Raw genomic sequence first — 12213 nt, 5'->3', positions numbered from 1 at the left:
AGCCAGTTGGCAAGTTCCCGGGCGCCGCCCGGAGCCGGTGCGGCCGGTGGAACACGCGTTACCTGTGGAGCGTGAGATGTACTCAACATCCGTCCCCTCTAAGCTTTTGCTGTTCCCTCTTCGCGGTTGAGCAGGTCCTGCCCGGTTCTCCGGATTTCGGTGAGCAGCATCCGGAAGTGTTCGCCGGTGATCTGATGGTTCATCATGACCACGCGCAGTGCGGCCACGCCGTCGACATCGACTTTCGAGATGAAGAAATTCCCCTCGAGTTTGATGCGATTCCTGATGGCGACCTGAAGGCGGTGCACGTCTTTCCTTTCGAGCCCCGCCGGATGGTAACGGAAGCACAGGATATTGGCTTCCGGACGGTGCAGGGTCTCGAAATCTGGGTCGGTCCGCACGACGTCATGGGCCTCTTGTGTCAGTCGGCAGAGATATTCGATCTTCTCCGCGAACAGCGCCCTTCCGTAGAGTGCCCACAGGGCCCAGAGCGTCATGATCATAGGACGCTTGGTGCACTCGAAGTTCTTGCCTCCGCTGTCGAAGGCGGTGTAGATGTCCTGCTCCTCCTCGAACACATAGCTGGCCTTCTGCCGGAATGCCGCCAGGCTCGATTCCTTGTTCCGGTAGAAGAGCATCGTGCAGGGGGCGGGGACGAACATCATCTTGTGCGCGTCCCACGTCAGGGAGTCCGCCCTCTCGATGCCCCTGAGCTTGTCGCGGAGCGTGTCGGAGACCAGCAGGCTCGCACCGTGCGCGCCGTCCACGTGCAGCCACAGGCCCCGCTCGCGGGCGATGTCCGCGAGGTCGTCGATCGGGTCGAACGCGCCCACCGGCGTGCTGCCCGCGGAGACGACGAGGCAGAACACCTTCAGGTTCTGCCGTTCGGCCGCGTCCAGGGTCGCGCGCGCCTCGCTCACGTCGATCTGCTGGCGGCTGTTGAGCGGCAGGCGGACGAGCTGCGCGTCGCCGATGCCCATGACGCCGGCCGCCCGCGCGATGCTGTAGTGCACGTCGGCGCCCACCGCGATCGCGGGGCGGGGCTGGCCGCGCAGTGCCGAACCCCCCTCTGACCAGTAGCCGGGCAGCTTCTCGTTGCGTGCGGCGAGCAGCGCGGTGAGGTTGGCGAGCGAGCCGCCCGAGGTGGTCACCATGGTGAAGCGCTCCGGGTCCCAGCCGATGAACCGGTTGAGCTCGGTGGCCATGATGCGCTCGACCGCGTTGGGCAGCTGACCCGCCTCGTAGAACGAGGCGGGCTGGCTGAGCATGGAACTCACGAAGTCCATGACGCCCGCGACCGGCACGGGGGCGGAGAACTGCCGCCCCATGTATCCGGGCGACTGCACCTGGATCCCGGTCCTGATGTACAGGTCGATGATCCCCGCCAGCCTCTCCTCGTCGAAGGCGGCGACGCTCTCGTGGTCGGTCGTCATCAAGGCCCTCGCGGCCTCGGACAACCTCGCGGGATCGATCAGCTCGAGGCCCCTGATGGAGATGTCCGACAGGTGCTTCTCCAGCTTGGAGAGAGCGGTTTCTGAGTTCTCCCGGAACAGCTGCGGATCGAATGCCTGGAGCAGTAAACCACTCTGTTCGGATCCGGGATCACTCGACCGAGATTCCGTCACTAGGGTCCCCCCCTTGGAAATCCCCCGTAGTAGCCCGACATGGATGTGTAGCCCGACATGCGTGCGCAGGGCGCACGGCACCCGGGTGTGGTGCGGAGTTCGTCCGGCGTTCTTCTTCGCGGAGATCGTCGACGCAAGGCTCACGGTCCGGCTGGTCTAACCGGACCGCAAATGACCTTTCCGGCAGCCCGCGGTCGGCGACGGCTGCACGGCATTCCCCCTCGAACCCCTTGCGCAGCGTATCCCCACGGGTGCGTTCTGTGCCCCCACAGCGACCACCGTAGGCGCTGTCGATTCAACGAGAAATCGAAACTCCGGGGACTGTCCGAAAAAAGGCGCGGACCATCTGATGGTTCGTCAATCAACAGCAGCCACACATGTAACCGCAGATATACGAGGTTCCAGATGCGCTCCATCGTTTTCGGACACCGTGCCTCCGGCATGTGCGCGGCAGAATGGTGAAAGGGCAGGACAGCGGCCGCACTTGGTCACATGCAACCCGTTTCCTGCCATTGTCGCGATCGAATCGGAAGGTTCTTGACCGGTCTCGAGCGGTGTCGACTACCGGCCGGTTGATTCCCCCTCCGCTGCGGCGATCCGGCCAGCGCGCGTGCCGCGACCCGGCACGGGCCGTCGAACGCCGCGGCCCGAACGGAGCGGGCCGGTGACGCGCGGCGTCGCGCGTCACCGGCCCGGTGGCCCGTCCGTCGTTCAGTGCGGGATCAGCCCCCGGACGGAATCAGGAACACGTGGATCGACTGGTCCTTCGCGCGGTAGTGGTCGTTCTCCTGGCCCTTCTTCGCCCGGTCCGACACCACCACGACGTGGTCCCGCGAGATCCAGGACACGCCCTCCGCCGTGCCGTAGACAGCGCGGCCCTTGTCGTCCGTCGGCAACGAGTAGACCGTTCCCTCGTCCACCTGCCACTTCTTGGGCGACAGGCGGCCCACCCACAGCGCGGACGACGCCTGGGAGAGCACGGCGATCCTGCCGTCGCGCACCGACACGCTGCTGTAGTCCTCGAAGGGCAGGGAGGCGGGCAGCCGGATGGTGTCCGTGCGGTCCCACCGGCCGGTGCCGCGCCGGAAGACCTGGATGCGGCCGCCGCCCGGCTTGCGTCCCTCCTTGCCGCCCGTGCAGCGATTGCCCTCGCAGAGCCCGAGCAGGTACCCGGTGCCGCCCCGCTCCACCCACTCCAGGCCCTCCAGGCCCTTGTTGGCGTCGGACAGCGCGAAGTCGAGCACCGCGGTACCGCGCGGGCGCAGCCGGGCGTCGTACTCCTGGACCCGGGCGCGGAACCCCTTGGGTTTGACGGGGACGGCCTCGCTCAGCGTGAAGTGACGCTCGCCGGACGGGTCGTAGGCCAGATCCTCGTACCCCTCGGCCTGAGCCGTGGCGTCCTCCTTGCTCTCCTTCCCCTTGCTCTCCTTTCCCTTCTGCCCCTTTGCCTTAGGGCTCTCCTTTGTCTTGGGACTCGCCTTCTTTGAAGTCGCCTTTGCGGGGCGGTTGGTGCCGAGTGCGCCGTTCTCCGGTGCTTTGGGCGACAGCTCGCCGCTGATCCGGATGAAGAAGGGCAGGTTGTCGCAGACGACGAGGAAGACGCCGTCGCGGTAGAGCACGCCGCTCGCCTCCAGGCGGTCGCCCGCGGCGTCGCCGATCAGGTCCCGGATCTTCGCCTCCTTCATGAGGCGCAGCTCGGCCGACGCCTTGGCCGAACCGGCCTTCGTCTGCTGCTTCTTGGCCGCGGTCATGACGGCAGCACCTCCAGGGCACCGGGGAAGACGGCGCCGCTCGCGCCGTTGGGGTAGGTCTTGCGCAGCTCGGCGAGCTGCTGTCGCGCGCTGTCGTAGCGCATCCGCGTGTAGTGGAAGATCCCGTACGTGAACTGCGAGCCCCGGCTCAGCTCCCACTGCCGGTACGCGGCCCTGTACACCTCGTCGTTGGTGAACTGCCGCCCGGTGAAGGGCTTTCCGTGCGGGCTGTCGGACTCTCCGTACGCCGCGCCCGAGATGAGCTGCCACAGGCCGTCGGAGCGGCCCGAGCCTTCCGCGCCGATCAGCTCGGCGACCCGCTCGGGGCCGAACTCGGTGTCGAGCAGGAACTCCAGGTGGTCCAGGTAGTACTGGCAGAAGTCGTGGTGCCGCAGCAGGTTGGTGAAGAGCGGCAGGTGCGACGTCTCGTGCGGGGCGTGCGTGATCCGGCAGTAGTTGCGGCTCATCGCGGGCCAGTCGAGCAGGTCCGTGTACTGCCACTGGGTGGCGAAGAAGTCGATGCCCGAGCTGTTGTCGTAGTCCCAGGGGACGAAGGTGAAGTACGGGCGGTCGACGAAGCCCGAAGGGTCCCCGAGCCGCCCCGAGTTGTAGAGGTAGTAGTTCGCCGGGGTGGCGAAGTAGTTGTCCCAGCTGCCCAGCAGCACGTTGGCCCCGGCCCAGCGCAGGAACGCCCGGACGTTCATGACGCCCTCGACCGACGACCGGAAGGCGTCGGAGGCGAACCGGCTCTCGGCGCCCGGCAGGCCGACCCCGTTGACGGCCCTGACGAGGACGGCCAGGTCGTCGTAGGTGTTGGCGGTCGGGTCGTCCTCGTTCGTCTTGAGCCGGTAGGTGCGGTCGTCCTCCAGACTGCCCGCGGTGAAGTACTGACGGCCGCCGTCCGTGCCGTCCGTGCCGGTGCGGTGTTCCAGGGTCGCCGCGCCGACGTCTCCGTAGTACGCCTTGTAGAGGTTGCCGTCGGCGTTCTTGCCGAAGTGGTCCTTGAGGAACTTCTTGTCGACCTGCTCGATCACCGAGAACAGGCCCATGTAGCGGTCGTTGAGGGAGAGCGTCGCGTACGTGTGCTGCGCCGCCGGGACGCCCGCCCGCTCCAGGAGCCGCCAGGCCACGGCCTCCCGCATCTGCGACGGGTCGTTGTACATCGCCTTGAGGTTGACCCGCTCCATGCCGTGCAGCCGGTCCTCGCTGGCCCTGACCTCCAGGTCGATCTTCCACGACCGCTTGGGCGCGTGGGCCGTCATGTTGCCGCTGTTGACGAGCGAGAACGCGGGCGTCGACAGGAGTTCCGCGTCCGGCGCCTCGCTCGTGGCGATCGTCAGCCGGGCCCCCGGCGGCGCCACGATCACCTCGTCGGCGGTCAGCAGGCCGGGCGGCCACCCGGTGACCGCGACCCGGTACAGGCCGTGCGCGAAGAACTCCGTCTTGTCCTGCGCGGCGTCGAGATACGCCTGGACGATCTGCCCGATCACGGTGGGCTGCCCCTGCGCGTCCTGGAGCACGAGCCTGCCCTCGGTGCTCGCCGCGTCCCCCTGCTGGGCGAGCAACAGGTCGAACAGCACACCGAACTCGGCCTTCGTGCGCAGCGCGGCGTCGCCGGGCCCCGCCGTCGCGTTGGCCTGCTCGGCGAGCCTGCGGCCGGTGCCCCGCGGCAGCCCGGAGAGCACCACTGCCTGATTCTTGAACCTGTCCCGGAACGTTCCTTTGTCCATGATCCTGTCCGTGGTCCTGTCCATGCGGCCTCCCGAGGGGTGGACTCCTTTCTCTACGCCCGGCTCCACATGACCGCCAGGCCGATTACCGGCCCTACCTCCGGTCGGAACCCGCGCCCACAGGGCCGCACCCGAAATGCGCGACACGCCGTGGACATGCGGAATCCGCCATGTGCGTGCGTCCGCTGCCGGTGATCGTTAGGGTGTCCACATGGGGATGTCTTCCGCCGAGCGCCTGCGGACCGCGGTGGCCGCGCTCATGCACGTCACCGGCGACACACAGGCCGGAATCGCCGAGGTTCTCGGCGTCGACCCGACCCAGGTGTCACGCCGTCAGTCCGGCGCGGCCGCCTGGTCCCTGGACGACTGCGACGCGATCGCGGGGCACTTCGGCATCGGCGTACTCGACCTGCTCGCGGGCCCCACGCGCGCGTGCGAGTCCCTGCCCGCAGGGCGCAGGCGGACCGTGCCCCGTCGGCGCGGCGCGGAGACGGCGGCGAAGGGAGCGGCCCGGTGAGCGACTTCGACGCCATCGACGCGCTGCTCGCGGCCAGCGGTCCCGAGGCCGAACTCCCGCCCGTCGCGGAGCGCCGCGCGCTGCGCGAGGCCCTGCACCTGTCGCAGGCGCAGGTCGCCAGGGCCATCGGTGTCAGCCCGACCACGGTCGGCGGCTGGGAGTCGGGCCGCGAACCGACCGGGGAGATCCGGGACAAGTACGCGTACTTCCTGGGGGCGGCGCGGGAGAGGACGGAGCCCGAGGCCGAGCCCGAGCGCGAGTCCTCCGACGGGTCCGCGACGGACGTGGCGGACGCCGATGCGCACTCCTCGGCCGACAGCGAAGCCGTCCCGCTCGCCAGGCCCGAGCCGTGCGTCCTGTGCGGGCGGCCCGCCACGGAGCAGGTGGAGGGCTTCCCGCAGCACCTCGACCCGGCGCAGTGCGCACCCGCGACACCCGCACCCGAGCCGACGCGCCCCACGCCCGCACCCGAGCCGACGCGGCCCGCACCCGCCCCGGCCACCCGCACCGTCCGCACCCCCGGCCGCGGCGAGCGGATCGTGCCCGTCGGACGGCGCGTGCAGGCGGCCTCCGACGTACCGGACCTGATCGGCGACGCGGTGTCGGCCGCGCTCGCCCGGGCGGACGGCGACGTCGACGCGGCCGCGGCGGCGCTCCTGAAGCGGGCCATCCCGGACGCCATGGCCCTCCTCGACGAGACCCGCAAGGGCGGCCGCTACGACATCGTGGCCCACCCCTGGATCCCCGACGTCCTGCGCAAGCAGAGCGCGAAGGGCGCCGACCAGGTCTGGGAGGGCCGCCCCAAATGGGCCAGACCCGAACTCCCCGAGGGCGCCCACGAGGTGATCGCCCTCGACATCAACGGCGCCTACCTCTCCGCGCTCAAGACCCATCTGCCGATCGGTCAGCTGGAGCACTCCGCGGGCTTCGACCACGACCGCCGCCGCGCGGGCGTACACCTCGTCACGCCGCCCGAATGGCACCACGACGCGGTCCTGCCCAACCCCCTCGGCAACCGCGACGAGCCGGGCCCGCTGTGGGTGACCGAGCCGACGCTGCGGCTCCTGCTGCGCCTCTCCGGGCCCAAGTACGGTCTGTGCGACCCGCCGGAGATCCACGAGTCGTACACGTCGGGCGCCACCGAGGGGCTCCTGGAGAAGTTCCGCGTGGCGCTCAAGGACGCGCGCGACCGGGCGATCTCCGAGGGCGACGAGGTGACCCTCGAGTACGTGAAGGCGATGTACTCCAAGTTCGTCTCCACGATGGGGGAGTCGAACTACAACCGCGAGCTGTACCGCCCCGACTGGATGCACCTGATCAGGTCGCAGGCGTTCACCAACCTCTGGATGAAGGCGTTCAAGGCGTACGACGAGGGGCTGACGGTGGTGCGCGCGATGGGCACCGACGAACTGCACGTCATCGGCGACTGGCAGAGCGTCTTCCCCGAGGGCCGCGGGGTCGCCGAGGTGAAGGTCAAGGACCGCTACACCGTCGGCCGTGACGGGGCCGCGCAAGCCGAGCAAGGAGCGTCAAGTGCCTGAACAGACACAGGAGTTCGGCAAGTTCGGGGCCCGCGGCATCAAGGGCCACGAGGTCGTGGCGCGCCGCCTCGACGATCTCGCGGGGGGCATCGCGACGCCCGTCACCGCGCGGCGCGGCCTCATGGCGCGACTGCGCTACCTGACCCGCTCCGAGCACGCCCGCGCCGCCGCGCGGGAAGCCGGGCTCACCGTCACCGACCGTACGCTCAAGGCCTGGCTCGAGGGCAGGCGCGGCCCGTCGCGGAAGAACCTCGAACGCGTCGACGCCGCCTACCGCGCGGTGCGCCGCAAGAACGTGGCGCGCCATCTGCTCGGCCGCCTCAACGCCCGCGGCGGCACCCGCGTCGAGCTGCACCCCCTGAACCAGTCCCAGGTGCCGCGCCCCCACCAGCGCGTCCTGGAGTTCCGCACCCTGAACATCCGCCGCTGGGACCGCATCGTGGACGCCTGGGCCCAGGGCGACGACAGCGCCCTGGACGCGGCGTGGGTGGACCAGATCGTCGATCTCGGCTCGCAGTGGGGCCAGTACGAGTACGTCTCGAATGTGGGCTTCGCCGCCTGACGTTCCCGTGTCCGTGTCCGGCTCCGGCTATGTCCGGCTCCGTCTATCACGATATTTATGCACCGCTATGGGTACTTTGTGCCGCAGTGATCGACCCACGACCTCCGAGTGAAGGTGGGCACGGCTGTGCGAAGAATCTTGTCGTCGTCCTGGTGGTACAGACGCGACGGCTCCGGTGCCGAGCCGCCGGGGCGAGGCAGGCCCCGGCGCTGGGCCAGGAGCGCGGTGGCCGCGGCCGTCGCCGTGGCGGCCCTGATCGGGTTCCCCGCGCCCGCCAGTGCGGCGAACCTGGAGGACCACCGCCCGCTCACCTACAACCTGCAGGGCGAGACGTCGTACAACGAGAGCAAGTGGACCTCGGACGTCGTGAGGCTGCTCGCACACCACGACGTCGTCGCGCTGCAGGAAGCGGGACCGCGCCCGCCTGGCACGTTCCAGAACTCGTGGACCGAAGGGCAACTGACCGTCGACCACTACACCTGGCAGCCCGGTAGCAGCACCCGCGGCCAGATCTACCACATCTACTTCATGGAGACCGACCCCACGGGACACCGGGTCAACCTGGCCATCGTCACGGAGCAACAGGCCGACGGAGTGTGGATGTTCCCGGCGGCGTTCGACAACAGCCGGGCCGCGTTCGGCGTGCGCCTCGGCCACACGGTGTTCGTCACCCTGCACGGCCTTTCGCGGCGCCGCCCGTACGAACTGGGCGGCAACGACGATGCCACGATGCTCAGAACGATCGACCAGGCAGTACGCCCCTGGGGCCACGACTGGGCCGCCCTCGGCGACTACAACCGCGACCCCGACAACCTCACGGTGCCGGCCAACAGCTACATCTACCGCAGCCACCAGGCCACTCAGCAGAGCGGCGGCGAACTGGACTACATGGTGGCCAGTCGCGCCGTCAACGGGTACTCGGGGCGGCGGCAGTACGGCATGTCCCCCGACCACTACGCGGTCGACTTCGCCACGTTGCGGGCCTCCGCCGAGTTCTCCCTCGGCAGCTACAGCAACGACGGCCGAGTGCTCGACGTCCAGGGCGGCGGCACCAAGAACGGCACCCATGTCATCACTTACACCGACCGGGGCGGCGCGAACCAGAAGTGGAAGTTCCGCGGCACCGTCAACGGCACCTACGCCTTGGTCAGTTCCTCGTCCGGCAAGTGCCTCGACGTGAACGGCGGCACCAGGGCGAGCAACGGCGCCTACGTCCACGAATGGGACTGCGGGACGCAAGCGCACCCGGCCCAGTCCTGGCTCCTGAAATACGCGGCCGACAGCCCCGGCCAGATCATCATCAAGAACTCGTACTCCGGCCGGTGCCTCGAAGTGCTCGGCAACAAGACCGGCGACAGCGCCCTGGCCGGCGCCTCGACCTGTACCGACGAGCCCAACCAACGCTGGGCCTGGGAAGACCGCGACCCCTCGGACCTGTCCCTTTAAGCAAGGGTGCCGTGGGTCCTGGTGAAGGCCAGCACGAGCGCGGCGGTCCGCTCGGGATCCTCCAGGACGGGGGTGTGTCCGGCCCCGGGGAGCATGGTCACCCGGGCGCCGGGCACCACGCGGTAGTCGTCGGCGGACGAGGGTCGCCACCTGCGGTCCTGGTCGCCGAAGATCACCTGCAGCGGCTTGCCGACGGCCGTCAGGCGGGCCGGGAGCGTCCGCTCCCGCACATAGGCGGTGGACGCCCGCATCGAGGCGGTGAACGCGTCGTAGGTCATCGCGCGCAGCTCGTCGACGAGTTCTGGCGGGACGGGGAAGCCCGCACGGAAAGCGGTGCTCGCGAACCCGCGGATCTGCTCGTCGGTCGGTGGCCACAGCGTCGGGTCGATCGGGGCGGGCTCAGGTCCCGCGAAGGCGTCCATGGAGGGGCCGGTGTTGATGAGCACCAGTGCGGTCACCAGGCTGGGCCGCAGCTCGGCGAGGGCGGTGGCGGCGTAGCCGCCGCTGGAGTGGCCGACGGCGACGACGTGCTCGACGCCGATCCGGTCGAGCGCGGTGCCGAGCGCGGCCGCCTGGGCCGGGGTCTCGTAGCCGCGGCCGACCGGTTCGGCCGAGCGGCCGTGTCCCGGCAGGTCGATCCGGATGACGTGATGGGACGTGGTCAGGAGCGGAACGAGCCTGTCCCACGAGCGACTTGAGGTGGCGGTGCCGTGGACGAGCAGGAGGGCGGGGGCGTCGCGCGGGCCGTCGCGCAGGATGTGGAGGATGGCGTCCTCGGAGGGCGCGGAAGAAGTCATGGGCCCACGGTGGCTCCCGCCGGGCGTCCGAGGCTTGGACGAATGTTCCTTCCCCGGCCCGCGTGGCACCGCCTAGCATTCGACGATGGGGTCCATCACCGGTGCGTGGGACGTCGCACGTCCGCTGCGGCCCGGCCGGGTCGCCGGTGTCGACATGGCGGGGTTCCGGGTGCCGGGGCCGCTCGCCGGTGAGCTGCGGGTGGTTCCGCACCCGGCCGTGATGCTGGTCCTGGAGTTCGGCGCGGGCGAGGCCGCCATGGAGGACGCCGCGGGGCGACTGCACCGGGGAAGTCTCGTCGCCGGGCCCGGATTCGGCTCCGGGGGCGGGGTGCGGGCGCGGGGCGAACAGGCCGAGTGCGTACAGGTACGCCTGTCGCCCGTGGTCGCGGGCACGCTCCTCGGCGTCGGCCCTGCCGAACTGACCGGTGGAGCGGTCTCCCTCGACGACCTGTGGGGCAGGGAGGCGGCCCGGACGCGCGAGCGGCTGCACGAACTGCCCTCGTGGCAGGACCGCTTCGCACTCATGGACGCGCTGCTCGCCCGCCGGTGCGCGGCGCGCTCGCCGGTGGACCCGGCGGTGGCCTGGGCCTGGAAACGGATCGTGGCCAGCGGGGGCCTCGTCCGCATCGACCACTTGGCGACGGAGCTCGGCTGGAGCCGCAAACGCCTGTGGTCCCGCTTCCACGCGGCCGTCGGCTTGCCCCCGAAGAGCGCCGCGAAACTGGTCCGCTTCGACCGCGCGGTGCACCGGATGCTCGGGGGCGGGGGAGCGGCCCAAGTCGCGGCGGACAGCGGCTACTTCGACCAGTCGCATCTGCACAGGGACGTCATGACGTTCACGGGCTCGACCCCGTCGGCAGTGGTGGACGAGCCTTTCTTGACGGTGGACGACCGGGCGTGGCCTACGGGGGTGCCTCGGTAGGGCTGAGGGGGGCGTCTCGGTCGGGCGAGGGCGATGAGAGCAGGGCCCAGCCCCTGTCGCGGCGGACCGTCGCTTCGTCGGCGCGGGCGTACTCGGTGAAGAAGTGGGCGGCGCCGCCCTCGGGGAGGAGCTGCCACGCCGCCGCGAGGTCCGTCGCCGGATCGCCCGCGCGTCTCGGTCGGGTCGAGGGTGGTGGCCGCCTCAGTCGGGTCGAGGGTGGTGAGTGCCCCCGTCGGGTCGAGGGTGGTGAGTGCCCCCGTCGGGTCGAGGGTGGTGGGCGCCCCCGTCGGGTCGAGGGGGGTGAGTGCCCCCGTCGGGTCGAGGGTGGTGGGCGCCCCCGTCGGGCCGAGGGTGGTGGGCGCCCCCGTCGGGCCGAGGACGGTCGCCGTCCCCGTCAGGTCGAAGCCAGCAGCCGCTTCAGCGTCCCCCGCCCCGCCGTCCCCCACGTCGTCTTGCCACCGGGCAGGCCCTGTTCGCCCGCCCGGCCGACGCTGAGCAGGCCGAGGGAGGTGCGCAGGGCCCAGCCCCTGGCGCGGCGGACCGTCGCTTCGTCGGCGCGGGCGTACTCGGTGAAGAAGTGGGCCGCGCCGCCCTCGGGGAGGAGCTGCCACGCCGCCGCGAGGTCCGTCGCCGGGTCGCCCGCGCAGACCTCGCCGAAGTCGATCACTCCGGTGAGGGTGCCGTCGGCGACGACCACGTTCGCGGGGTGCAGGTCGCCGTGCAGCCACTGCGGCGGCCCGTCCCAGTCGGGCGCGGCGAGGGCGTCGTCCCAGATGCCCCGGAGCGTGTCGGCTTCCTGGGAGGAGAAGGACTCGGCGGTGGCCGTCTCCTCGAACGCCGCGTCGAATCCGGCGGCGTGGGTCTTGAGCGGAACACCGCGGTCGGAGCTGCCCGGCGCCTCGGCGGGCGCGTCCTCGTGGAGCGCGCGGAGGAACCCGGCGAGGGCCCCCGCCGCATGGGCGGTGCGGCTGATCACGCTCTTGTCGGCAGGTTCGCCCGGCACCCAGGCCGCGACGATCCACGGCTTCGGGAAGCGCGCGGAGGGCTCGTTCAACCGTACGGGGACCGGCACCGGGAGCGGCAGCCGCGGCGCGAGGGCGGGCAGCCACTCGTACTCCTTGCGCAGCAGGTCGGGCGCCCGCGGCGTACGCGGCAGACGGACGGCCAACTCATCGCCCAGGCGCCACAGTTGGTTGTCCCAGCCGCCGTCGACGAGCCGCAGACTCAGCTCCGCCAGGTCCGGGTGCCGCTCGCGCAGCAGGGTCCGCACCAGTTCCAGGTCCACCTCTGTCATGCCCGAGCCCCAGCCCCTCCGAAGACAA

10 protein-coding genes and 1 pseudogene are annotated in these 12213 nt (G+C 70.5%); 5 read left to right on the top strand and 6 right to left on the bottom strand.

Annotated elements, in window-relative coordinates; translation table 11 throughout:
* Positions 1-98: 98 nt before the first annotated feature.
* The 3 genes from CP970_RS08885 to CP970_RS08875 form a co-directional block, all read right to left on the bottom strand.
* Complete coding sequence (locus CP970_RS08885) at positions 99-1769, bottom strand: pyridoxal phosphate-dependent decarboxylase family protein (protein ID WP_150493144.1); 1671 nt, start codon at positions 1767-1769, stop codon at positions 99-101.
* Between the two features lie 578 nt (positions 1770-2347).
* Positions 2348-3376 (bottom strand): hypothetical protein, encoded by a 1029-nt coding sequence (locus CP970_RS08880; RefSeq protein ID WP_055550605.1) that lies wholly within the window; start codon positions 3374-3376, stop codon positions 2348-2350.
* Entirely contained in the window at positions 3373-5130 is a 1758-nt protein-coding gene (locus tag CP970_RS08875) for a CotH kinase family protein (RefSeq protein WP_055550604.1), read from the bottom strand. The genes CP970_RS08880 and CP970_RS08875 overlap by 4 nt, the downstream gene beginning before the upstream one ends.
* 187 nt (positions 5131-5317) lie before the next feature.
* On the opposite strand from CP970_RS08875, the gene CP970_RS08870 reads away from it, so the two are divergent.
* From CP970_RS08870 to CP970_RS08855, 4 genes are all read left to right on the top strand, one after another.
* Positions 5318-5623: a helix-turn-helix domain-containing protein gene (locus tag CP970_RS08870; RefSeq protein ID WP_055550602.1), complete on the top strand. Its 306-nt coding sequence runs from the start codon at positions 5318-5320 to the stop codon at positions 5621-5623.
* The gene (locus CP970_RS08865; protein ID WP_150493142.1) at positions 5620-7164 is read left to right on the top strand and encodes a helix-turn-helix domain-containing protein; all 1545 of its coding nucleotides are present in this window, start codon (positions 5620-5622) and stop codon (positions 7162-7164) included. The genes CP970_RS08870 and CP970_RS08865 overlap by 4 nt, the downstream gene beginning before the upstream one ends.
* Positions 7157-7726: a hypothetical protein gene (locus CP970_RS08860; RefSeq protein WP_055554908.1), complete on the top strand. Its 570-nt coding sequence runs from the start codon at positions 7157-7159 to the stop codon at positions 7724-7726. Before CP970_RS08865 ends, CP970_RS08860 begins: the two co-directional genes overlap by 8 nt.
* 126 nt (positions 7727-7852) lie before the next feature.
* The gene (locus CP970_RS08855; protein WP_150493140.1) at positions 7853-9172 is read left to right on the top strand and encodes an RICIN domain-containing protein; all 1320 of its coding nucleotides are present in this window, start codon (positions 7853-7855) and stop codon (positions 9170-9172) included.
* Here the strand turns inward: CP970_RS08855 and CP970_RS08850 are convergent.
* Complete coding sequence (locus tag CP970_RS08850) at positions 9169-9969, bottom strand: alpha/beta fold hydrolase (protein ID WP_055554913.1); 801 nt, start codon at positions 9967-9969, stop codon at positions 9169-9171. The two genes, CP970_RS08855 and CP970_RS08850, sit on opposite strands and share 4 nt — an antisense overlap.
* Positions 9970-10054: 85 nt before the next feature.
* Between CP970_RS08850 and CP970_RS08845 the strand changes: the two genes are divergently transcribed.
* The gene (locus CP970_RS08845; RefSeq protein WP_055554915.1) at positions 10055-10891 is read left to right on the top strand and encodes a helix-turn-helix domain-containing protein; all 837 of its coding nucleotides are present in this window, start codon (positions 10055-10057) and stop codon (positions 10889-10891) included.
* A gap of 31 nt (positions 10892-10922) precedes the next feature.
* Here CP970_RS08845 and CP970_RS46200 read toward each other — a convergent pair.
* Both CP970_RS46200 and CP970_RS08840 read right to left on the bottom strand, forming a co-directional pair.
* Positions 10923-11060: pseudogene (locus CP970_RS46200) on the bottom strand (aminoglycoside phosphotransferase); the annotation flags it as partial.
* A gap of 225 nt (positions 11061-11285) precedes the next feature.
* A complete protein-coding gene (locus tag CP970_RS08840; protein ID WP_055554917.1) occupies positions 11286-12185 on the bottom strand; it encodes an aminoglycoside phosphotransferase family protein in 900 nt (299 codons plus the stop codon).
* Positions 12186-12213 lie beyond the last annotated feature (28 nt).

The organism is Streptomyces kanamyceticus (assembly GCF_008704495.1).
GTDB lineage: Bacteria > Actinomycetota > Actinomycetes > Streptomycetales > Streptomycetaceae > Streptomyces > Streptomyces kanamyceticus.
The sequence above is the reverse complement of the archived record's forward strand: the minus strand, read 5'-3'. Positions and strand labels throughout refer to the sequence as shown.